The sequence below is a fragment of the Streptomyces sp. Act143 genome, from assembly GCF_003143935.1.
In the GTDB taxonomy this organism is placed as follows: domain Bacteria; phylum Actinomycetota; class Actinomycetes; order Streptomycetales; family Streptomycetaceae; genus Streptomyces.
The window spans coordinates 19,087-38,153 of sequence record NZ_QFRX01000009.1 but is presented as its reverse complement, the minus strand read 5'-3'; the positions used below and the strand labels follow the sequence as shown (position 1 = coordinate 38,153).

17 protein-coding genes are annotated in these 19,067 nt (G+C 72.8%); 11 read left to right on the top strand and 6 right to left on the bottom strand.

Annotated features, from left to right (window positions below; translation table 11 throughout):
* The first annotated feature begins 39 nt into the window (after positions 1 to 39).
* From DI272_RS43565 to DI272_RS43550, 3 genes are all read left to right on the top strand, one after another.
* Positions 40 to 822, top strand: a complete 783-nt coding sequence (locus tag DI272_RS43565) for a DUF899 family protein (protein WP_109501423.1) — start codon at positions 40 to 42, stop codon at positions 820 to 822.
* Positions 823 to 919: 97 nt separating this feature from the next.
* Positions 920 to 1,657, top strand: a complete 738-nt coding sequence (locus tag DI272_RS43560) for a VOC family protein (protein WP_109501397.1) — start codon at positions 920 to 922, stop codon at positions 1,655 to 1,657.
* A 261-nt stretch (positions 1,658 to 1,918) separates the two neighbouring features.
* Positions 1,919 to 3,652 (top strand): hypothetical protein, encoded by a 1,734-nt coding sequence (locus DI272_RS43550; protein WP_109501396.1) that lies wholly within the window; start codon positions 1,919 to 1,921, stop codon positions 3,650 to 3,652.
* A gap of 21 nt (positions 3,653 to 3,673) precedes the next feature.
* Here DI272_RS43550 and DI272_RS43545 read toward each other — a convergent pair whose 3' ends face one another.
* Positions 3,674 to 4,348, bottom strand: coding sequence for a hypothetical protein (locus DI272_RS43545; RefSeq protein ID WP_109501395.1), 675 nt, complete (start codon positions 4,346 to 4,348; stop codon positions 3,674 to 3,676).
* Between the two features lie 442 nt (positions 4,349 to 4,790).
* On the opposite strand from DI272_RS43545, the gene DI272_RS43540 reads away from it, so the two are divergent.
* On the top strand, positions 4,791 to 5,999 hold the full coding sequence (locus tag DI272_RS43540) for an MFS transporter (RefSeq protein ID WP_109501394.1): 1,209 nt from the start codon (positions 4,791 to 4,793) through the stop codon (positions 5,997 to 5,999).
* Here DI272_RS43540 and DI272_RS43535 read toward each other — a convergent pair.
* Both DI272_RS43535 and DI272_RS43530 read right to left on the bottom strand, forming a co-directional pair.
* Complete coding sequence (locus DI272_RS43535) at positions 5,981 to 6,448, bottom strand: hypothetical protein (protein ID WP_109501393.1); 468 nt, start codon at positions 6,446 to 6,448, stop codon at positions 5,981 to 5,983. The two genes, DI272_RS43540 and DI272_RS43535, sit on opposite strands and share 19 nt — an antisense overlap.
* Before the next feature lie 98 nt (positions 6,449 to 6,546).
* A complete protein-coding gene (locus DI272_RS43530) occupies positions 6,547 to 7,047 on the bottom strand; it encodes a PaaI family thioesterase (protein WP_109501392.1) in 501 nt (166 codons plus the stop codon).
* 93 nt (positions 7,048 to 7,140) lie between these two features.
* On the opposite strand from DI272_RS43530, the gene DI272_RS43525 reads away from it, so the two are divergent.
* The 4 genes from DI272_RS43525 to DI272_RS43510 all read left to right on the top strand — a co-directional run bounded on the left by DI272_RS43525 (position 7,141) and on the right by DI272_RS43510 (position 10,431).
* On the top strand, positions 7,141 to 7,608 hold the full coding sequence (locus DI272_RS43525) for a helix-turn-helix domain-containing protein (protein ID WP_109501391.1): 468 nt from the start codon (positions 7,141 to 7,143) through the stop codon (positions 7,606 to 7,608).
* Positions 7,609 to 7,672: 64 nt separating this feature from the next.
* Positions 7,673 to 8,698: a YihY/virulence factor BrkB family protein gene (locus tag DI272_RS43520; protein WP_109501390.1), complete on the top strand. Its 1,026-nt coding sequence runs from the start codon at positions 7,673 to 7,675 to the stop codon at positions 8,696 to 8,698.
* 132 nt (positions 8,699 to 8,830) lie between these two features.
* On the top strand, positions 8,831 to 9,157 hold the full coding sequence (locus DI272_RS43515) for a hypothetical protein (protein ID WP_109501389.1): 327 nt from the start codon (positions 8,831 to 8,833) through the stop codon (positions 9,155 to 9,157).
* A gap of 257 nt (positions 9,158 to 9,414) precedes the next feature.
* Entirely contained in the window at positions 9,415 to 10,431 is a 1,017-nt protein-coding gene (locus DI272_RS43510) for a LacI family DNA-binding transcriptional regulator (RefSeq protein WP_109501388.1), read from the top strand.
* A 75-nt stretch (positions 10,432 to 10,506) separates the two neighbouring features.
* On the opposite strand, the gene DI272_RS43505 is transcribed toward DI272_RS43510, so the two are convergent.
* On the bottom strand, positions 10,507 to 12,042 hold the full coding sequence (locus tag DI272_RS43505; RefSeq protein WP_109501387.1) for a glycoside hydrolase family 43 protein: 1,536 nt from the start codon (positions 12,040 to 12,042) through the stop codon (positions 10,507 to 10,509).
* Positions 12,043 to 12,173: 131 nt separating this feature from the next.
* Here DI272_RS43505 and DI272_RS43500 point away from each other — a divergent pair, with 131 nt between their 5' ends.
* From DI272_RS43500 to DI272_RS43490, 3 genes are all read left to right on the top strand, one after another.
* The gene (locus tag DI272_RS43500; protein WP_109501386.1) at positions 12,174 to 13,613 is read left to right on the top strand and encodes a GH1 family beta-glucosidase; all 1,440 of its coding nucleotides are present in this window, start codon (positions 12,174 to 12,176) and stop codon (positions 13,611 to 13,613) included.
* A 186-nt stretch (positions 13,614 to 13,799) separates the two neighbouring features.
* Positions 13,800 to 15,299, top strand: coding sequence for a helix-turn-helix transcriptional regulator (locus DI272_RS43495; RefSeq protein WP_258314940.1), 1,500 nt, complete (start codon positions 13,800 to 13,802; stop codon positions 15,297 to 15,299).
* Positions 15,300 to 15,606: 307 nt separating this feature from the next.
* Positions 15,607 to 16,533 carry a dienelactone hydrolase family protein gene (locus DI272_RS43490; protein WP_109501384.1) on the top strand — a complete coding sequence of 309 codons (927 nt, stop codon included), beginning with the start codon at positions 15,607 to 15,609 and terminating at the stop codon, positions 16,531 to 16,533.
* A 102-nt stretch (positions 16,534 to 16,635) separates the two neighbouring features.
* On the opposite strand, the gene DI272_RS43485 is transcribed toward DI272_RS43490, so the two are convergent.
* Complete coding sequence (locus tag DI272_RS43485) at positions 16,636 to 17,703, bottom strand: dipeptidase (protein ID WP_109501383.1); 1,068 nt, start codon at positions 17,701 to 17,703, stop codon at positions 16,636 to 16,638.
* Entirely contained in the window at positions 17,700 to 19,019 is a 1,320-nt protein-coding gene (locus DI272_RS43480) for an amidohydrolase family protein (RefSeq protein WP_375138128.1), read from the bottom strand. The genes DI272_RS43485 and DI272_RS43480 overlap by 4 nt, the downstream gene beginning before the upstream one ends.
* Positions 19,020 to 19,067: the final 48 nt, after the last annotated feature.

Genomic DNA, 19,067 nt, shown 5'->3' with positions numbered 1-19,067 from the left:
GCTGCCGCGCTGCCCCGCACCGGACCCACGGAGGACTCCATGACGCACACACCGGACGACCCGACCACCGCGCGGCCCGGCCGGCCGCCCGTCGTCGACCTGGCCACCTGGCAGAAGGCCCGCGACGAACTCCTGGTCCGCGAGAAGGCCCACACCCGACAGGGCGACGCCCTCGCCGCGGACCGCCGTCGGCTGCCGATGGTCGAGTTCGACGGGACGGTCGAGGTCGTCGGCGCCGACGGCCCGGTCCCGTTCCTTGACCTGTTCCAGGGCCGCGACGAACTCGTCGTCTACAAACACATGTGGTACGACGGCGCTCCGCATCAAGGGCAGTGCGAGGGGTGCACCACCGCGGCCTGGCACTTGAAGGACGCCGTGTACCTCAACGCCCGGGGCGTGTCGTTCGCCGTGCTGACCACGGGCCAGTGGGACGAGGTGGCCCCGTATGTCGACTTCATGGGCTACACCCAGCCCTGGTACTCGGTGCGCGACGTGGCCGCCCCGGTCGGCGGCGACATGGGCCACCTCACCTGCTTCCTGCGCGACGGCGACCGCACGTTCCTCACCTACGCCACGACGGGCCGCGGCAACGAGCCGGTCAACGGGTCTCTCGCCCTGCTCGACATGACGCCCTACGGCCGCGGCGAGACGTGGGAGGACAAGCCCGCGGGCTGGCCGGAGGGCGACACCGCGTGCTGGTCGTGGCGCTCGGACGCGGACGGCACCCCCACCTGGGGCCCGACCAGCCGTCCCGTGCCCCAGTGGACCCGCCCCGGCGCGACTCCCGTGCAGACCCTGGGCCGACAGGGCCACTGCCACTGACGTCGCCCTGCACAGGGTGCAACGGCGTTCCGTCGCGGCCCTCTTCGCCGCCACGCGGGCAGAGCGGAGATCCACGGACCTGCATAGGATCGTCGGCATGGCGTTGAGACCCGTGATGGTGAACGTGAAGGCTGTCGACGCTGCGGCGGTCGGCCGGTTCTGGGCGGAGGCGCTCGGCTGGAGTGCGTACAGCGCGGGCGCCACCACCTACGTCGGGCCTCCTGGCGGCCTGGTCTGGCCGGACCCGGTCGGCCTCGGCGTCGACGTCGTTCCCGTGCCGGAGCCCAAGACGGCGACGAAGAACCGCGTGCACCTCGACCTCGCCACCACCTCGGCCGCGCACCAGGCCGAGTTGGTCGAGCGGCTGCGGGCGCTCGGCGCGACACCCGCCCACGTGGGGCAGGGCGATGTGCCGTGGACGGTCCTCGCCGATCCCGAGGGCAACGAGTTCTGCGTGCTGGAGCCGGGCGAGATCTACCGGGACACCGGGCCGCTCGCCGCGGTGGTCGTCGACTGCGCGGATCCGCGGGCCATGGCTGGATTCTGGGCCGGGGCGACGGACTGGACCTTGCACGAGCTGGCCGACGACCACGCCTCACTGCGGTCCGCCAAGGGCACCGGCCCGTACCTCGAGTTCCTGCGTACGCCGGACGTGAAGACCGTGCCGGACCGCGTCCATCTCGATCTGCTGCCCTACTCCGGTGACGACAAGGCGGCGGAGGTGGACCGGCTGCGAGCCCTGGGCGCCATGGACCTGGACATCGGCCAGGGCGACGTCCCGTGGACGTGCCTGACCGACCCGGAGGGCCACGAGTTCTGCGTCCTCGCCCCGTAGCCCGATGACTCCGCGCGCACGGAACCACGGCTCCACCAGCTCCTCCATACGCGCGTCGGTCCCGGTGCAGCCGGTCCGCTCCCGGGTCCGTACCGTGGTGAACACGGCCACGCAGTAAGGAGGTTCGAAGGCCGCGACGGGTGTGACAGGCGGACGGGCAGGCGCGCCCCCTTGATCACAGGATCTTCACCCCTGTTACATGGGGGACACACGGACCGCACCGTTCTTGGTGAGGTCCAACGAAGCCTGTGGGGGGCACAGTTGAACAGCGCTTACCGTCGTAGACGCCTTGCGGCCACGGCTCTCGCCGCCGCACTCGCCGGCACCGGCCTGACGGTCGCCGCCGCACCCGCGGCCCACGCGGCCGCCTCCGACGCCGTGGCCAAGCTGCCGATCACCTCGTACTCCGCGATGGCGGTGGACTCCGCGCACCAGCGGGTCTACGTCGCCGACAGCAATCTGGGCAGCTACGACTACCCCGGCCTCATCGCCGTCTACGACTTCGAGGGCCAGCGGATCACCACGATCAGCACCCAGCAGCACATCTCCGGCCTGGCACTGAACGCCGACGGCTCCACGCTCTACGTCGGCGGCCGTCAGGTGATCTGGCGCTACGACACCAGCACCTACCAGTCCAACGGCTTGTACGTCGCCACCGACACCTGCGGCCGCAGCCTGGCCTTCTCCGGCGGCACCGTCTACTTCACCACCCCGTACTCGTACTACACCGCGCAGTGCGACACGGCGCTGACCAACCTGGACTCCTACGTCCCCGCCACCAACACCGCGCCGCGCACCAACTGGCAGGACTACGGCAAGCTCCAGCTCGAATCCGGCCCCGGCGACCGGATGCTGATGGGCCAGCCGCTCAACTCGCAGGCGGCCAACCCCTTCTTGACGGTGTACGACACGAGCGAGGGAACCCTCGTCCGCAACGCCGCCCGGCGCTTCGCCGACGCCGACGGCCAAGGCGCCCTCGATCTCAAGGACATGGCGTTCTCGGCGGACGGCAGCAAGGTCGCCGTGGCCGACGCGGCGGCCGGTACGCGGCTGTTGAACACCACGGACCTGTCCGACGCGGAGACCGGCTACGCGGCCCTGCCCGCCGGGGCCACCGCCAGTGCGGTCGCCTTCAGCGGCGACGGCAAGTACATCGCGCGCGGCGCCTCAGCCACCGGCGCGACCCCGGACCTGCTGGTGCAGCCCGCGGACCCGGCCGACTCCACCGCCCCGCTGGAGTTCGCCTTCGAGGGCAGCCTCGACGGCGACCGGGTGGCGCCGCGCGGCATGGAGTGGTCCGCCGACGGCTCCCGGCTGTTCACCGTCACCACGAACGCGGCCGGAAACCAGTTCTGGCTGCACGTCATCCAGCCCCCGGCGGTCCAGTACGACGTACGCCTGAACACCACCCTGACCCACAGCCCCACGCAGGCCGTCGCGGGCGAGCCGCTGTCGGTGCGAGGCCGGCTGGAGTACGACGGTCCGGCCCCCGCCGAGCCGCTGAAGGTGAGGGCGACCCGCACGGACGCCGACGGCGTCCACGACCTGGGCACCTTCACCGTCAAGGACGACGGCTCCTACACCGTCCTCGACGAGCCCGGCCTGGTCGGGGACGCCACCTACACCGTCTCCTACCTCGGCGACCTCACCCACCGCCCGGCCACCGACGTGACCCACACCGTGACCGTCGGCAAGGCGCCCACCTCGATCGCGCTCACCGCCCCGGCCGAGGCCTCGCTCAGCACCGGCGTGCGGATCACCGGCACCTTCACCGCCCAGGGCAAGACCCTGCCGGACCGGGCGGTGCTGAAGGTCGAGCGCACCGACCGGCTCGGCACCGGCACGCTGTCGTCGGTGACGGTCGCCGCGGACGGCACGTTCACCATCGACGACATCCCCCGAACCCGCCGCGAGACCACCTACAAGGTGAGCTGGCCTGGCGACGACCTGCACGAGGCCTCGACGGCGTCGGCGACGGTCTACGTCACCCGCTGACCTTCCCGGTCGGCGGCGCGGTCACTGTTCCCCGGCGAGCAGCCGGTCGAGGGGTGCTCCACCGGCCCAGCGCTCCAGGGCCGGGCCGTCCAGCAGGACGGTCCGGCCCTCGCGCCGTGCCCACCGGATGTCGCGGGCACGGAACGCACCCCGGTGCACCACCAGGTGGATGAACGACTCCGGGTCCTCCCGGTGAGTGCGGGGGTGGGGCAGGGCCTCGTCGGGCAAGGGCTCCGCCACCGGCCGGAAGGCCACATCGAGCCGGCGGCCGTCCTGGTGCCGGGCGCACAGGCGCGGCCGGTCCGGAGCGGGCAGCAGGCGCACCTTCCAGTGATCCCGGCGCAGCATCCGCGCCACGGCCAGGGCCAGCCCCTGGACGTCGAGTTCGTGCAACTCCTGCGGGGTGTAACGGCCGCGTCGGCGTCGCGCGGCCGGGCGCTGCCGCCTGACCCCGACGGCGACGGCGACCACCGCCAGCAGGGCGCCGGCGATGGGGACCACGGCCCCGACGGCCCGGAAGCCGACGACGAGTCCGGCCACGGCCGCGCAGAGCAGCACCGCGAGGACGGCGAACGAGGGCAGGACATCGCGGAACCTGGGCCCGTAACGGCCCTGGGCGCGCAGTCGGTGCACGGTGTCCCGCCTGCGGTGGCGCTGTTCCTCGACCGGATCGGACGTCCATGACGGCCGTGCCACAGTGTCAGCCCCCTGCGCGTGCCTCCCGCACCTGCTTGCGCCGATGCGGGAGGAATACCCAGCAGGCCGAACGAATGCTCGACCGGCGGTCGCGAACCGGCCGAGGAGCCGGGCGCACGGAGGCACCAGGGGGCGCGGAGGACGGAGCCTTCCGGACGGCAGGGGAGCGCCGGACAGCAGGGGACCGTCGGACAGCAGGGGACCGTCGGACGGACGGGACGGGGCCTGTGGCGTGAGGCGATGGCGGGTGTGACATGAGTCATGGAAAGCAGGGCCGGATCTTGGAATGTCCGGCTCCGCCTCGCTGCTCCACTCGTTACGGGCTCACCATGCCCTGAGGGGCGCCGGGCGACGAAGCCGGGTGAGGAAGGCCGCCGTACCGACGCGGCCTGTGTCCACTCCCTCGTTCCCCCGCACCACCTCTGAAAGGTTCACCTGCGCCATGCCACTGGCTCTCCTGGCCCTGGCTGTTGTCGCTTTCGGCATCGGTACGACGGAATTCGCCACGATGGGGCTGCTGCCCCAGATCGCTGACGGCATCGGCGTATCGGTCCCGCAGGCGGGCAACATCGTCTCCGCCTACGCACTGGGTGTCGTCGTCGGCGCTCCGGTGCTGACGGGCATCGGCGCACGCATCCCGCACAAGAAGCTGCTGCTGCTCCTGTCCGGGCTGTTCGTCGTCGGCAACGTCGCGTCCGCGCTCGCCCCCGGCTTCGGCCTGCTCTTCGCCGCGCGCTTCCTCGCCGGACTGCCCCACGGAGCGCTGTTCGGCGTGGGTGCGGTGGTGGCCTCCCGGCTCGTCGCGCCCGACCGGGCCGCGCGTGCGGTGTCGAAGATGTTCCTCGGCCTGACCATCGCCAACATCGTGGGCGTCCCGGCCGGGACGGCCCTCGGCCAGCAGCTGGGGTGGCGGTCCGCCTATGTCGCGGTGGGTGTCATCGGCGTCGTCGCCCTGGTGGCGCTGTCCCTGTTCGTCCCGCACCAGCCGCGCGGTCAGCAGACCGGCGTCCGGCACGAACTGCGGGCCATGGGCAACCGGCAGGTGGTCATCGGCCTGGCCACGGCCGTCGTGGGCTTCGGCGGGTTCTTCGCCGTCTACAGCTACCTCGTGCCCATGCTCACGCACCTCACGGGCCTGTCCGACTCCTCGACCACGCTGGTCCTGGCGCTGTACGGCGTCGGCATGACCCTCGGCACGCTGGTCGCGGGCCCGCTCACGGACCGCGCCCTGCGCCCGACGCTGTACGCGGGCCTCGCCCTGCTGTCCTCGGCGCTGGTGGTGTTCTGGTTCACCGTCCACAGCACGGTGCCCGCCCTGGTGACGATCACGTTCATCGGCGCGATGGGCGCCCTCATCACCACGCCCGTGCAGATGCTGCTGATGGCCAAGGCGAAGGACGCCCCGACCATGGCGGCCGCCTCCAACCACTCCGCCTTCAACCTGGCCAACGCGGGCGGCGCCTGGCTCGGCGGCCTCGCCATCTCGGCGGGCTGGGGCTGGGCGTCACCGTCCCTGGTCGGCGCCGGGCTCGGGGTGGCCGGGCTGGGGCTGGCGTTCATGGGCGGTCTCATGGACCGGGGCAGCCGCTCGGCGGTGATCACGGGCGCGCAGCCCGAGCAGGTCGCCGCCGCTCAGTCCCAGAGGGGATAGGACACGACCGGGGCGAACCGCTCCGGCCGGGTGTCCGGGTACGCGAGGGTGATCCGTGCGTAGTGCGACACCTCCGGCCGCTTCTGCCAGGGGCGGGCGCGGTCGAGCGTCACGGTCACCCGGTAGGCGTGAAAGTGTCCTGCCGCGCAGTACGGCGTGCAGTCGTTGACCCAGTTCACCCCCTCGGCCCGGGCCGATCCCGCGTCCCATCGGGTCCAGCGCAGCGAGGCCAGCCGGCTGTTGCCGTCACCGCAGGCGAGCATGAAGTCGGCCGGCCGCACCCGTGGGTGCCACAGGCAGTCGACGAGGACCGGAAGCCCGGTGCGCGGCTGGACGGTCTGCGTCACGGGCGCCGGTGCGGTCCGGACCGAGGAGGGTGTGCCCGCGGCGGTGGCGAGGACGGCCACGCCGAAGAGCGCGGCCGTCGTGGTGAGTGCCCGTAGCTGCATGGCCGATCCCCGCTGCCGTTGGCCGACGGATGTCCCGCTTCCGACGCTACGACCAGCAGCCCGCACTCACCACTCGAACAGAGCAGCGTGCCGTCGGCTCAGGCGGCTGCCGACGGCAGCGGGAACAGCATGCACGAGCTGGTCGCGTGGGCCAGCACGCGGTCCTCGGCGTCGACCAGCGTGGCCTCGGCGAGCGCCGTCTGCCGGCCGCGGTGGACGACCGTGCCGATGGCCCGTACCCGGCCGGTGTCCACCGAGACCCGCTTGAGGAACTTCACGCTCAGGTCGAGCGAGGTGTAGCCCATGCCCGCGGGGAGCGTGGTCTGTACGGCACAGCCCAGCGCCGAGTCGAGGAGGGTGGCGTAGACGCCGCCGTGCACACTGCCGATCGGGTTGTAGTGCTCCTCGCCCGGGGTGAGCGAGAAGACCGCGTGGCCCTCGGCCACCTCGTCGAGCGTGAAGTCGAGGGTGGCCGCGATCGGGGGCGCCGGAAGCCTGGCGTCCAGGACGTCACGCAGGAACTCCAGTCCGGACGAGCGACCCACCGCCCCGGCCGTGACCATCGGGTCGTCCCATGAGTAAGTACGCGTGCGTCCCATGTGCCTGTGCCCTCCCGGCTGACTTCGTACGGCGAAGCTAGCCGCGTGCGCACCTGACTGTCAATGACGAAGTCAGGTGGCTACGATGACCCGGTGGACTGGCTCGCATTCAGCACCGAGAACTGCTCCGTGCAGCGCACCCTCGACGTGGTGGGGGAGAAGTGGACGCTGCTGATCGTGCGTGACGCGGCCAACGGTGTGCGTCGTTTCGACGACTTCCGACGGCACATCGGCCTGTCGGAGGCGGTGCTCAGCGACCGGCTCCGCAAGCTGACCGACGCCGGCATCCTCCGGACCGTCCCCTACCGGGAGCCTGGGAGCCGGTCCCGCAACGAGTACCGGCTGACCCGGAAGGGCTGGGACCTGTGGCCGGTGCTCGTCGCCCTCCGGCAGTGGGGCGAGGCCCACGCCGGGGACCCCGCCGGGCCCGTTCTGGACATGCGGCACACCGACTGCGGAAGCCCCGTCCGTGCCGTCGTCGCCTGTACCGGGGAGCACGGCGCGCTGACGCCCGGGGACGTGACGGTCGAGCCGGGGCCGGGAGCGCGACCGCGTACCTGAGGTGACCACGACGGGAGCCCGTCCGGCACGGTGTGGTGCCTGGCGTTGTGGATACCCGGCGGTCATGACCAGGCGTCAAGAACGCGCGCACGACGACGAGGAGCGGTTCGGGCCGCCTCCCGAGGTGGAGCGGCGGGCGCCGGACACCCCGGCCAAGTTGCCCGCGAGGGCGTGGGCGGCGGTCTTCAAGGGCAGCCTGCGCGAGTTCAGGGACGACGAACTCGCCGACCGCGCGGCGGCTTTGACGTACTACGGCGTGCTGTCGCTGTTCCCGGCCCTGCTGGTGCTCGTCTCGCTGCTGGGCGTGGCGGGCAAGGCGGCCACGGACAGCGTGCTGGACAACCTCAGGCAGCTCACTCCGGGCTCGGCCCGCGACATCATCACGCAGGCCGTGCAGCAGTTGCAGGACAAGGCCGGGACCGGCTCGGTCATGGCGGTCGTGGGCCTGGTGCTGGCGGTGTGGTCGGCGTCGGGCTATGTGGCCGCCTTCATCCGCGCCGCCAACGCCGTCTACGACATGCCGGAGGGCCGCCCGGTGTGGAAGGTGCTGCCGTTGCGGGTCGGGGTGACCGTCGTGCTGATGGTGCTGGCCGTGGCCAGCGCGCTGATGGTGGTCTTCACCGGCGGCCTGGCCCGCCAGGCCGGGACCGCCCTGGGGCTGGGGGACACGGCGCTGACGGTGTGGGCGATCGCCAAATGGCCCGTCCTCGTCCTCCTGGTCACGATCATGATCGCGATCCTCTACTGGGCGACGCCCAACGCCCGCATCAAGGGATTCCGGTGGATCACTCCGGGGAGCGTCCTGGCCCTGCTCATCTGGCTGGCGGCGTCCGCCGGTTTCGCGCTGTACGTCGCCGGCTTCGCCTCGTACAACAAGACGTACGGCACCATGGCCGGCGTCATCGTGTTCCTGATCTGGCTGTGGATCAGCAATCTGGCGGTGCTGCTGGGCCTGGAGTTCGACGCGGAGACGGCACGGCAGCGGGCCGTCGCCGGCGGACTCCCGCCGGACGCCGAGCCGTACACCCACCCCCGCGACACCCGGACGTGGGACGACGAGGACCGGCGACGCCTCGCGGACGGCCTCTGAGGCGGCGGCGGGCACCGCGTCAGGGGACGTGGCCCAGGTCCGCACCGTGCGGCTGCCGCCGGGCCGTCGCGTCCCGCCCGGCTCCGTGGCCCGCGTGGCGAGCTTGCGCCGAGTGGTCACCGGCCGCTCGGCGTGCGGGGACTCGTCCACCCAGGCCTCGGCCAGGCCCGCCGCCCGCCGAGCGCGACCGCGTGCCGGGCTCGGCGAGCGCCCTGCCTCTTCACCGTCCTCAAGCGCTACAGCATCACCGCGGTCTGCCTGCCGGCCCGGGGCAACCCGGCGGGCGACCTGGCCAACGGCCAATGCGGCATCGACGAGACCGCGCAACCGGCCGAGCGCGCCAAGGACGCCGGCCTGGAGGTCCGCATCGGTCAACTCCTGGAACCCGGGCATCACCTTGTCCGACGCGCAGTTCCACAGCGTGCCGACGTCCGGCTGGGGCGCCGCCCGCCGGGCTGAGGGCACGCCTGCCTGAGCTGCCGCACCTGCGCCTCGCGGCGCACAGCAGCCTGATCGACAAGGTCGCGACCTTCCGCCTGCCGTACCGAGCGCAGGCTCCGGACATCGGCGCGTTCGGGGCCTCCTGAGACACCGTCCGTGCCGATCCCGGCCGCGGGCGGTACCGGGGGTCGAAGAGACCGTTCCGCCGCCTGTGACAGTATCGGCGGTGGGCGCGAGGCCGCCGCCCGCCGAGGTCGAGGCAGAGGACGACTGACATGGACCGGCCGCCAGGCATGATGGACGTGGCCCGGGAGGCCGGTGTCTCGCACATCACCGTCTCCCGCGTCATCAACGGCCATCCGTCGGTCCGTCCGGAGACCCGGACCCGGGTCGAGGCGGCGATCCAGAAGCTGGGCTACCGCCGCAACAGCGTCGCCCGAGCTCTCAAGAGCCGCCGCTCCTCGACGATCGGTGTGGTGATCGTCGGGTCGGACCTGTTCGAGCTGCCGCGCATCCTGCTGGGCGTGGAGACGGCCGCCAGACAGGCCGGCTACTGGGTGAGCCTGGCCAGTCGGCAGGGCGAGAGCACCACCGACGACCTCACGGAGACCTTGCGGCGGCTCACCGACCAGTCGGTGGAGGCGATCGCGGTGGTCGCCGACCGGCCGGTCGCCCTGGAGACCCTGACCCGCCTCTCGGCCGGGGTGCCGGTCGCGGTGGTGATGTCCGGCGGCGTCCCGCAACCCGATCTGAGTTCCGTCGCGGTCGACCAGGAACTCGGCGCCCGGCTCGCGGTCCGCCACCTCCTCGACCTCGGCCACCGCGACATCGCCCACCTCACGGGTGCGCTGCGCACCTTCGACGCCCGGGCCCGCGTCGAGGGCTGGCGGGCCGAACTCGCCGACGCGGGGGCGGAAGGGGCCCTGCTGGAAGGCGACTTCAGCGCGGAGAGCGGGTTCCGTCTCGTCCACGAACTCTGCGCGGCCGCCGCGGGCCCGCCCACCGCGGTCTTCGCCGGGAACGACCAGATGGCGATGGGGGCGCTGGCGGCGTTCGCCGAGCGGGGCCTGAAGGTGCCGCAGGACGTGTCGGTCGTCGGCTTCGACGACATGAAGGGCGCCGGATACCTGATCCCCGCCCTCACCACGGTCCGGCAGGACTTCGCGCACCTCGGCAGCAGTGCCATCGAGCTGCTCGTGGGGATGCTGGGCGGCAAGCCCGCCGAGAGCCAGAAGATCGCCCCGCACCTCGTCGTGCGCCACAGCACCGCCGCTCCTCGCACGGGCTCCTGAAGGGGCCTGCTGGAGCACGCCCGGAAGCACGTGGGCCGAGGTGCGCCGACGCGTCGATCCGCGCCCGCCGGGCCGTCAGGCGGGCGTGTACTCGAACCAGCGCACCTGTGCCTCCCCCGAGTCCCCGACCCCGTACAGGCCGAGGTGGACGCCGACGAACCCGCCCGCTCGTTCCGTGCTGAAGAAAGCCCGTTCGATGCTGCCGAGGGGCGTCGACCGGGTGCCGTCGTCGACGCGGAAGGTGTAGCCGGCCTCGTCGCTGTCGACCGTCAGGACGACCTCGCTGTCCGCCACCGTGACCGCGCCGAGGCGGGTGGCGACGCCCGCCTCGACGCCGGTGAGGACGACCTGCGGGGTTCCGGAGGCGTCGGCCGTGAGACCGAGCGTGGCGTGCCGGCCGGTGTTCTGGAAGACGGCCAGCCCTGCTTGCCGCGCCGGCGTGGCGTCCGCGAAGCGGACCCGGGCGCGGGCGCGCAGGCGCACATGCTGCTGGCGGCGGGCGACGAACGCGGGTGTGCCGGTCGACGTGAGGGGCTCGGGGGAGAGGCGGACGGTCAGGCCGCCCGGCCCGGCCCCGCAGGAGACGCGGTCGTCGACCGGCCCGCGCAGGCTGAGCCACTCGGGGCCCAGCGCCGGGCCGTCGAACGCGTACCGGACCGGCGTGTCCCGGCGCGGAGCCGCGGTGGCGCCCGCGGGCAGCCGCTCCGACAGCCGCACCCGCCCGGCCTCGGGCGCGAACACGGGCCCCCTGGGCGTCCATTCGACCGGTACGAGGAACACCTCGCGGCCGAGGGTGTGCGTGCCCTCGATCGGCCGCACCGCCAGCGCCACGGCCCAGGTCTCCCCGGCGGCCGTCTCCACGAGGTCGACATGGCCGACGTTGTGGACCGGCTCCGCCGCGCCGCGGTGGCGGTGGGTGAGGAGCGGGCTCCTGGGGTCGGTGGCGTAGGGCCCGGTGACGGTGTCGGCGCGGGCCGCCGACACGGCGTGGTGGTGTTCGGTGCCGCCTTCCGCGGCGATCAGCCAGTAGACGCCGTCCCGCTTGTACAGGTGCGGCGCCTCCACCCAGGCGCCGCGCATCGCGCCGTACCACAGCGCATGGGCCGGGCCCGTCAACGCCAGGGTTTCCAGGTCGAGTTCGCGCATCCACAGCTCGCCGGGGCCCGTCACCGCCGGTTCGGCGGCGTCGCGGCACGCGGTGAACCAGCAGCGGCCGTCGTCGTCGAAGAACAGGGACGGATCGATGCCCTCCGCCTCCAGCACGACCGGTTCCGACCAGGGGCCGGCGGGGTCGGTGGCCGTGAAGAGGTATGTGGCGCTGCCCTGACGGGCCCGTGCCGCCGCCACGACCACGTAGAAAGTGCCCTCGTGATGGCGGATCGTCGCGGCCCAGAGGCCGTCCGAGACGTCGAGGCCGGTCAGCGGCACCTGCGAGGGGCGGTCCACGACATGCCCGAGGGGACGCCAGTCCACCAGGTCGCGGCTGTGGAACACCGGGAGGCCGGGGTAGTACGCGAAGGACGACGTGACCAGGTAGTGGTCCTCGCCGACCCGGCAGATCGAGGGGTCGGGGTGACTGCCGGCGAGGACGGGGTTGGAGAAGGTCGGCACGGGGCGCACTCCGCAGCGGAAGGGGGTGGGGCCGGGGCGGGATCGGGCGTTGCCGGGGGGAAGACTTCCACGGCTTGTTAACGTTAACATCGCCTAGGTTCCCGGCCGACACCCAGCAGAGAGAAACCCGCATGCCGACAGCCCGACCCCTGTCCTTCCCCGCGCACTTCCTCCTCGGCTCCGCGACCGCCGCCTACCAGATCGAGGGCGCCGCCGACGAGGACGGGCGCGGTCCCTCGATCTGGGACACCTTCTCCCACACCCCGGGCAAGACCTGGAACGGCGACACCGGGGACGTCGCCGCCGACCACTACCACCGCCTCGAGGCGGACCTCGACCTCATGGCGTCCCTGGGCCTGCGGGCCTACCGGTTCTCCCTGGCCTGGCCGCGCATACAGCCCACGGGCCGCGGCCCGGCCAACCCCAAGGGCCTGGACTTCTACAGCCGCCTCGTCGACGGCCTGCTGGCCCGGGACATCACCCCGGTCGCGACCCTCTACCACTGGGACCTGCCCCAGGCCCTGGAGGACGAGGGCGGCTGGACCAACCGCGCGACCGCGTTCGCCTTCGCCGACTACGCCCGCATCGTCGGGGAGGCCCTCGGTGACCGGGTCGCGGTCTGGACGACCCTCAACGAACCCTGGTGCTCCGCCTACCTCGGCTACGGCTCCGGCGCGCACGCCCCCGGCCGCACCGACGGCGCCGCCGCGCTGACCGCCGTGCACCACCTCAACCTCGCCCACGGCCTGGCGGTCGAGCAGCTCAGGGCGGTCACCACCAACGACCCGCAGTACTCGATCACCCTCAACTTCCATGTCCTGCGCGGCAGGGGCGAGGGCGCCGAGGAGGCCGTACGCCGCATCGACGCCCTCGCCAACCGGGCCTTCACCGAGCCCCTGCTGCGCGGCCACTACCCGCAGGACCTCATGGAGGACACCGCCGGCATCACGGACTGGTCCTTCGTCGAGGACGGCGACCTGGCCCGGATCCACCAGCCCCTCGACCTGCTCGGCGTCAACTACTACGCCACCACCACGGTCGGCCTCTGGGACGGTCGGGCGCCCCGTCAGAACAACGACGGGCACAAGGACGTGGGCGGCTCACCCTGGCCCGGCTCGCCGCAGGTCGAGTTCCACGCGACGGACGGCCCGCACACCGCCATGGGCTGGAACATCGACCCCGACGGCCTGGAGGAACTCCTCCTCGACCTGCACGCGCGCTTCCCCGGCCAGCCGCTGGTCATCACCGAGAACGGCGCGGCCTTCGAGGACCACGTGACCGTACGGGCCGACGGCAGCCACGCCGTGCACGATCCCGAACGCGTCGACTACATCCGCCGTCACCTGGCCGCCGCGCAGCGGGCCCTCGCCGCCGGCGTCGATCTGCGCGGGTACTTCGTGTGGTCGCTGATGGACAACTTCGAGTGGGGCTACGGCTACTCCAAGCGCTTCGGCATCGTCCACGTCGACTACGAGACGCAGCGCCGCACGCTCAAGGACAGCGCGCTGTGGTACCGGGACCTGGTGCGCGAGCACAACGCCCGCGGACAGAAGGGCGCACAGGAGGACTGACGGCGGGGCCGATCCGCACGCGATGTGCCTGCGCACAGTGCGGCGTCACCACGGTCGACGGCCGGGCCGTTGTTGGACATTCTTTCAACAACGGCGCCTCAAGTGCCTCCGGGGGCGGATGTTCCCGTCCGGCCCGCCGCCCGCCCCGGGGCACTTCCGGCTGACGACCAGGAAGTGGTGATGCGTGTGAACGACGAGCCTCGTGGCGCCTCCTCGGCCCGCACCGCCGACCCCGCCCGTACCGCCCTCACGCACGGCAGTGAACTGCTGCGCGACGGCCCGGTCGCCGATGCCTGTGCCGCCTTGCTCACGGCCGCCGCCGAGCTGCGCGACAGCGATCCGCCGTCGGCGCGCGGCGCCCTCGTGGCAGCGGCCTCGGCGGCCTGGGCGGCCGGGGACCGTGAGGGCTACCGCCGCATCCTCGAGCCCGGCCCGTGCCCGGTCTGCGGGGCCGCCTCCGGGCGGACGTGCGGTGCCGGCGGATGCCCCGACGCCGACTGGCGGGCGCGCTGCATCGGCATGCAAGCGGTGATGGACGCGGACTTCCGGCGCGCCGCGGCACTGCTCGGACCCCGGCTGCACCGGATCACGCCCCGGGCGCAGGCGCACGAACTCCGCGACGCCGGCGGTGTCGCCCTGCTCCTCGGCCGACTCCCCACCGCGCGCCGGGTGCTGGGCCTCGCCCTCGCCTCGGCGCGTTCCACGCGAACGCAGGTCGAGCTGCCGGACATCCTCGCGCACCTCGCCTACGCGGAACTGCGGGAAGGCCGCCACCACCAGGCCCGTGCCCACGCCGAGGAAGGGATCGCGCTCGCCCGGAGGCTGGGCCAGCGCAACGCCGTCGCCGAACTGTCGGCCGTACGCGCGCTCGTCGTGTCGATCGCGGGTGATCTGTCCGCCGTACGGGAACAGGCCGACGAGGTCATGGCCGTGGCGCAGGCGCACGGGCTGGCTCAGGCCGCGTTTCTCGCCCAGTGGGCCCAGGCGCGTGCGGAGCTCGGCTCGGGGCAGGTGGCGCGGGCGGCCGCCCGGCTGGCTCCGCTGGTCCAACCCGGCGCCCGGCAGGGCCATTTCGGGCTGTGGTTCCTCGCCGTGCCGTGTTTCGTGGAGGCCTGCGTGCTCTCCGACCGGGCCGTCGACGCGACGGAGATGATCGACCTGTTCGCCGTCTGGGCGGAACTCGGCGCCGACCCGCAGGCGCCGGCCCAGTTGGCGCGGTGCCGCGCGCTCGTCGCGCCCGCCGAGCGCAGCGAGGGCCTGTACCGTGCCGCGCTCGCCCACCACGAGGGGGCGCCGGGGCCGTTCGAACACGCCCGCACCCACCTGGCCTTCGGCATGTGGCTGCGCCGACGGCGGCGCCCCACCGAGGCGCGCACCCAACTGCGCGACGCGTTCATGGGCTTCGAGCGCTGCGGCGCCGCCATGTGGGCGGCGCGCGCCGGCGCCGAACTGCGGGCCGCCGGCGAGACGACCGGGGCCGGTGAGTCAGGGGTGTTGTCGTCGCTCACACCGCAACAGGTGCGCATCGCGCGGGATGTGGCGAGCGGGGCGACGAACAGGGAGATCGCCGCGGAGCTGTCGATCAGCATCCGCACCGTCGAGTACCACCTGCGCAATGTGTTCGCGCAGCTGGGCGTCAGGTCGCGCACCGGGCTCGCGCATCTGCTCGCGAACGCGGACCGCTGACGCGCTGCGTCGGCCGAAGCGCGCGGTGTCGGGGGCTGCGTGCGGTGTCGGGTTCTGCGTGCGGTGTCGGGTGCTGGGTGCGATGTCGGACGAGGTCTGCGGTATCGGGCGAAGCGTGCGCTGCCGGGGGGGTGTGCGGCGGGTCCCGGGGCGTGACTGGTGATTCCACCGGTGGCTGACTGCCCGTCGGCTCCTACGTTGTTGACCGCCGGACGACCCGTGTCGTACGGCGGGCCGCAGTTCCCCTCCCGCGGAGGTCGCCGGACGGCGTGACGCGCCGGACACCTCTTCCTCGAAGGAGCCCCCCATGAATGTCGAGCCGCGCACATCCCGTTCCCCTCGCCCACGCCACCGGCGCGGACGCCTCGGGCGTCTCGCCTCCTGCATCGCCACGGCCGCCGCCCTGGCCGGCCTGCTGACCTCGCAGACCGGCGCGGCCCAGGCCGCCGACAACCCGTACGAGCGGGGGCCGGCGCCCACCACCGCGAGCATCGAAGCCGCCCGCGGCCCCTACGCCGTCTCGGAGATCAGCGTGTCGCGGCTGGCGGTGAGCGGTTTCGGCGGCGGCACCGTCTACTACCCGACGAGCACCGCCGACGGCACGTTCGGAGCGGTCGCGGTGTCGCCCGGGTACACCGCCTACCAGTCCTCGATCGCCTGGCTCGGCCCCCGCCTCGCGTCGCAGGGCTTCGTCGTCTTCACCATCGACACCCTCACCACCCTCGACCAACCGGACAGCCGGGGTGACCAGTTGCTCGCCGCGCTCGACTACCTGGTGCAGCGCAGCTCCGTCCGGGACCGCATCGACGCCGGCCGCCTCGGTGTGATGGGCCACTCCATGGGCGGCGGCGGAACCCTCGAAGCGGCCAAGTCCCGCCCGTCGCTCCAGGCCGCCATCCCGCTGACCGGCTGGAACCTGGACAAGACCTGGCCGGAGATCACCACGCCCACCCTCGTCTTCGGCGCCGACGGCGACACCATCGCGCCCGTGGCGACGCACTCCGAGCCCTTCTACCAGACCCTTCCGGCCACCACCGACCGCGCCTACCTCGAACTGCGCGGCGCGACCCACTTCACCCCGAACACGTCCAACACGACGATCGCGAAGTACAGCATTTCCTGGCTGAAGCGGTTCATCGACAACGACACCCGCTACGAGCAGTTCCTGTGCCCGCTGCCCGCGGTGAGCCTCACGATCGCGGAGTCCCGCGGCAACTGCCCGCACACCTCCTGACCTTCGCCCGCTCACCCGTGGGTGCGCCGCACGGCTCTTCTCCGCCGTGCGGCGCACCGCCGTCCGCCGGGGGTGTTGACCGCCGGGGGCGTCGACCGGGCCTCAGGCCCGCCACACACGTTCCGCGTACGCCAGGAAGTTGCGGCCCATGACCTTCTCGACACGTGTCGCGGACCAGCCGCGCCGCTCCAGCAGACGGATCAGCTCACGGAACTGCTCCACCCCCCGCAGGTCGACCACGAAGGGGAAGGTGTCCGCCCGCTCCCCGGCCGCCGACACACCTGCTTCCTGCCGCCGTGCCACGTGCTCGGCGAGCCGGGCCCGGTAGCCGTCGAGGTCGTCGATGGCGGTGACCGGCCCGTCGGTGCCGATACCGACATGGTCCTCCCCGCACACGTTCACGGCGTGCACCAGGTGCTCGACCACGTCGGCGGCGCGCGCGTGGCCGGTGGGGGCGAGGAACGGCATGAAGTAGATGCCGACGAATCCGCCCCGGGAGGCGACCAGGCGCAGTTCGTCGTCCGTCTTGTTGCGCGGCAGGTCGGTCAGCGCCCGGCACCCGGTGTGGTTGATCGACACCGGCACGGAGGAGTACTCGGCGGCGTCCAGACAGGTCCGCTCGCCGCTGTGCGAGAGGTCGACCATCAGGTGCTGGTCGTTGAGGGCGTCGATCACCTCGCGCCCGAAGCCGGTCAGCGGGGTGCCGGCGGGCGCCATCGACCCGCCGCCCAGCCGGTTGGCCTGGTTGTACGTCAACTGCACGACGCGCACGCCGCGTTCGGCGAAGACGGCGACGCGGCCGGTGTCGTCCCCGACGGCCTCGGCGTTCTGGAATCCGTAGATGACACCGACCCGTCCGTCGCGGTGCGCGGTGCGTATGTCGGCGACGGAGGTCACCTTCAACAGGTCCTCGGGGTGCCGGGCGACGACGCGGTCCCACACGTCGATCTCGTGCAGGGTGTGTTCGTACGGCGGCAGGTCGCCCATCACATAGCCGAGGGTGATGTTGACGGCGGTCAGACCGGAAGCGCGTGCCTCGGCCAGCGTGCGGGCGTCGACGGTGAGGTGGTCGGCGTCGGCGTTGAGGTCGGTCGCCGCGGCCAGCGACTGCGGGGCGTTGGGGTTGTCGAGCTGGCCGAGCGCGTTGATGATCATCGGCGTGCCGGTCATCGGTTCTCCGTCGTGCGGGCGGCGCGGGGGAAGCGGTGCCCCCGCTTCACGGTCAGGGTGATGGTGCGCAGGTGGTCGATGTCGGCCAGCGGATCGCGCGCGAACACCGCGAGGTCGGCCAGTTTGCCCGGTTCCACCGTGCCGGTGAGATGTCCGACGCCGGCGCTGCGGGCTCCCACGAGGGTCGCCGAGCGCAGGACGTCCGCCGCCGGGATGCCGCACCGCCCGACCAGGAAGGCGAGTTCCTCGTACAGGGCCGGGAAGGGCTCGTCCGGCGGGGTCTCGTAGTCGGTCCCGGTCGCCAGCTGCACGCCCGCGCGGTGCGCCTGGGCCGTCAAGGCGATCGCCAACTCGGTGTTGCGGGCGGCGTGTTCGGCCGCCTCAGGGTCGTCGGTGGCGAACTCGCGGGAGGCGTACAGCCCCGCGGTCGCGTCGAGCACGACACCCTGCTCCCGCATCCGGGCGAAGAGCTTCTCCAGCCGCTCGTCCTGTCCGGTGACCAGGCTCGGGTGGTCGACGGGCGGCTTGTCCCGGTACGACGTCAGCGGCCCGGTCGCCGCCTCGTGGGCGAGCAGGGTCACATGGGAGACGCTGTCGACGCCGGCCGCGACGACATCGCCCGGGGACGCGGGGAACACGGCGGCGTGCGCCCACACCGGGACGCCCTGGCGGTGCGCTTCGGCGGTGATGGCGGCGACGAGGGAGGCGTCCAGGTCGGCGTACACCTTGATGGCGGCCGCGGAGGTCCCGCGGGCGAGGGCGACGGCCAGGGGCAGGTCGCTCGCCTCCGTGACGGCCTGCATCCAGGGGACCTCGCCCGCCACCGCGCCCTGGGTGACCTGGTGGGTGCGCGGGTCGTCGAAGAAGCCGGGGCCCGCCATGAGCGCCGCGTAGTGGAGGTCTGGCGCGGGGATCTCCCCGACCCGCGCCGCCCGGGCGAGGTCGCCGATCTGCCGCAGGTCGTCGGCCATGTCCCGTACGGCGGTGACCCCGCTGTGCACGAGACGGCGCAGGACGGCCTCGGCCGCCGGGCGGTCCGGCGGGGTGGCGAGGTGCTGGTGCGAGTCGACGAGTCCGGGAGTGACGAACTGCCCCGTCAGGTCGACGACTTCAGCCCCCTCGGCGGCGGCCTCGGCGGCCTCGGCGGCCGAGTCGTCCACGACGGCCCGGATCAGGGAGCCGTCGACGACGATCGACGTGCCCGGCCGGGCCGGGCTGCCGGTCCCGTCGAACAGGGTGGCGCCCCGGTAGACGACGACCGCTCCCGGCTCGGGCGGCGCGTACGGCGTCGGTGCTCCGGCTCTGTCGCTCGGCAAGCTCACCACTCCCTCGGATCACGGATTGACTGTTGCGCTGTAGGTAAC

What these genes read in the sequence shown, in the direction of transcription:
- DI272_RS43565 (WP_109501423.1), top strand. Translation starts at nt 40, where the DNA reads ATGACGCACACACCGGACGACCCGACCACCGCGCGGCCCGGCCGGCCG.
- DI272_RS43530 (WP_109501392.1), bottom strand. Translation starts at nt 7,047, where the DNA reads ATGGGACGCACGCGTACTTACTCATGGGACGACCCGATGGTCACGGCC.
- DI272_RS43510 (WP_109501388.1), top strand. Translation starts at nt 9,415, where the DNA reads ATGGACCGGCCGCCAGGCATGATGGACGTGGCCCGGGAGGCCGGTGTC.
- DI272_RS43535 (WP_109501393.1), bottom strand. Translation starts at nt 6,448, where the DNA reads ATGCAGCTACGGGCACTCACCACGACGGCCGCGCTCTTCGGCGTGGCC.
- DI272_RS43500 (WP_109501386.1), top strand. Translation starts at nt 12,174, where the DNA reads ATGCCGACAGCCCGACCCCTGTCCTTCCCCGCGCACTTCCTCCTCGGC.
- DI272_RS43560 (WP_109501397.1), top strand. Translation starts at nt 920, where the DNA reads ATGGCGTTGAGACCCGTGATGGTGAACGTGAAGGCTGTCGACGCTGCG.
- DI272_RS43490 (WP_109501384.1), top strand. Translation starts at nt 15,607, where the DNA reads ATGAATGTCGAGCCGCGCACATCCCGTTCCCCTCGCCCACGCCACCGG.
- DI272_RS43520 (WP_109501390.1), top strand. Translation starts at nt 7,673, where the DNA reads ATGACCAGGCGTCAAGAACGCGCGCACGACGACGAGGAGCGGTTCGGG.
- DI272_RS43485 (WP_109501383.1), bottom strand. Translation starts at nt 17,703, where the DNA reads ATGACCGGCACGCCGATGATCATCAACGCGCTCGGCCAGCTCGACAAC.
- DI272_RS43540 (WP_109501394.1), top strand. Translation starts at nt 4,791, where the DNA reads ATGCCACTGGCTCTCCTGGCCCTGGCTGTTGTCGCTTTCGGCATCGGT.